Annotated in this window: 2 protein-coding genes and 1 pseudogene; 1 reads left to right on the top strand and 2 read right to left on the bottom strand. The window is 59.6% G+C overall.

Annotated elements, in window-relative coordinates; genetic code table 11:
* A pseudogene (locus tag HUW62_RS49535) lies at positions 1-196 on the top strand (IS66 family transposase); the annotation flags it as partial.
* Here the strand turns inward: HUW62_RS49535 and HUW62_RS46835 are convergent.
* Both HUW62_RS46835 and sppA read right to left on the bottom strand, forming a co-directional pair.
* On the bottom strand, positions 182-1,381 hold the full coding sequence (locus HUW62_RS46835; RefSeq protein WP_217911985.1) for an ATP-binding protein: 1,200 nt from the start codon (positions 1,379-1,381) through the stop codon (positions 182-184). The pseudogene HUW62_RS49535 and the gene HUW62_RS46835 sit on opposite strands and share 15 nt — an antisense overlap.
* Positions 1,382-1,498: 117 nt before the next feature.
* A partial coding sequence (sppA, locus tag HUW62_RS46830) for a signal peptide peptidase SppA (protein WP_176438147.1) occupies positions 1,499-2,266 on the bottom strand: 768 nt, incomplete at its 5' end.

The raw sequence follows: 2,266 nt of genomic DNA, 5'->3' as shown, positions 1-2,266 counted from the left end.
GAGACCTGCGCCATGCCGTCATCTGGCGCAAGACGAGCTTCGGTACCCAGAGCGAGGACGGCAGTCTCTTCGTCGCACGCATCCTCACCGCCGTGATGAGTCTCAGGAAGCAGGAGCGCAACGTGCTTATCTCACCGCCTCCGTCGAAGCTCAGCTCCACGGCACTCCCGCACCCTCACTGCTACCCGGCACGTAACCTCAGTTCACCTTTCCGCCGGCCTGCGCCGTGAACGGTTACGTCCACGGAAGCCGGAGCACCATCCGACCAGTGGTCGGCATTGTGCCGGCCAGGATTGAGCAGGACGCCTCCTTGCCTGCTCTGTAGCCCCTCGGTCACTATTCGAAACGTCCAAACTCCATGCGAAACCCGGGGAATTAGCGCGGCATATACGAATCGAAAAAATTCCAGGGTAAACTCAACCAGCACCAATGGATTCAATCGCATTGGCGACGACGCATCTGTGCGTGCTCGGTTAAGATACCATCCGAGAAAATCGGCTTCTGCGTATGCTCCAACCGTAAAAAGCCCATCGCGGTCGAGTGAGATACACCTACGTGGATCTTCGAGATACGCCAGACCTCCATTTCGCGTCTCAAGACTCCCCAACTGCCTGAGGTTGAATCCCATAGTTCGTAACGATTTTGGCCTTGCAAGTGCTCCACGGAGGCCGTCTTCTCCGTGAACATTGAGCAATGGGCCGGTTCTTTCCGAAGCGGGAGGAAGCGCCTGTAGAAAGTAAGTTGCGACGTTGCTCCACTTCATTTCACGAGTGAGCGTCCGTATATGTTCTTCCGCACGCTGAACAAGGCTCGCATGTTGCCGGGATTCTCGCTCGACCTGCGCCGCCTCTTCAACCTGGCGGGTTCCCTGCATTCGATGGTGTAGAGTTTCAGCCCGCATCCAGCTTGTGCGGTCCCCTACGCGCATTGGAACACCAAGCGCAATGACAGGCAAATCCTCTGCTCCCGACATACTCCTCAACACGAAGGGCTTACTGCTTCCTCTTTGCGATGGAATTTCAATAAGGAGCAGCCCATCCGAGACGGCGCGTGACTCTGGATACCATCTCATCCGAAGTCCCTGGACATCCGGGTACAGCTTCTCAAGCAGGATGCCGTTGTATCTGTCTGAGTTGACCAGTTTCTTTGGAATGGCCGTCACAGATGTTGCTTTTTCCTGGAGCTCATTCGGGTCTTTTGTGGCCTTGACGCCGATGAGGATGCATCCACCTGTGGCATTGGCGAATGCGGCAATATCTTTTACATATTCCCAACGACCTTTATCGGAATCAAGAAGGTAGGGCTCTTTCTTGAAGTCAAGCCACTCGCTCTCTGGTGTTCCGAGCAGTCGTTCAAAATCATTTGCATCAAGCGCAGCCACCAACTCTTCTCGTGAATGTACAGGCATGCGTAGAGCCTCCCAAACTTCGATCCACTTGGCAGGTGCGCCTCTCCCAGCGCGATGCTGAACATGGGCTTCTGGGGTGCCCTCGATCGGTCAGCGCTCGTTCTCTCCCACCTCGCCACGGGTCTCACGCGACAAATCGCGCAGCCACGCGCCCCACCGCGTCTCATCGGCCAGCGAAGCCAACACCTCCTGCTCCTGCCCGGCCAGATTCCAGGACACGGAACACAGCGAGTACGTCTGGGGTTGTGCCGCGCCCGTCAACAACCGCAGCACCGACATCCGCCGCTCCGCCGCCCCATACGTCTTCAGCTCGAAGTCCCCAGGCGCGACCTTCGCCAGCGACAGCGCATACCGGCACGCCTCCTCGAACCCGCCAATCCTGTCCACCAGGCCCACGTCCTTCGCGCGCAGCCCCGAGTACACCCGGCCCTCCGCGAGCGCGTGGATTTCCTCCTTCGTCCGCCCCCGCGCCTTCGCCACATGCCCCAGGAAGGACTGGTACATCTCCTCGATGTCCGCCTCCAGCGCCGCCCGCTCCCCATCCGTGAAGCCCCGGGAGAACGACAACAACCCCGCGTTCGCGCCCCGAGTAATCAGCGTCTTGTGGATGCCCAGCATGTTCATCAGCCCGGACGTGTCGAACTTGCCCGCGAACACGCCAATGGACCCCACCACCGCATGAGGGGCGCTCCACAGCTCCTTCGCCCCCAGCGCCACCATGTAGCCCGCACTGGCGCACACCCGATCCATGTACGCGAGCACCGGCTTCTTCCGCGCCACCCGCTGCACCGCCTCCAGAATCTGCTCGGAAGCAATCGCCGCCCCACCCGGGCTGTTCACATACAGCAGCACCGCCTT

The organism is Myxococcus sp. AM011 (genome assembly GCF_013372595.1).
GTDB classification, from domain to species: Bacteria; Myxococcota; Myxococcia; order Myxococcales; family Myxococcaceae; genus Myxococcus; species Myxococcus eversor.
This window is presented reverse-complemented; position numbering and strand designations above follow the sequence as displayed.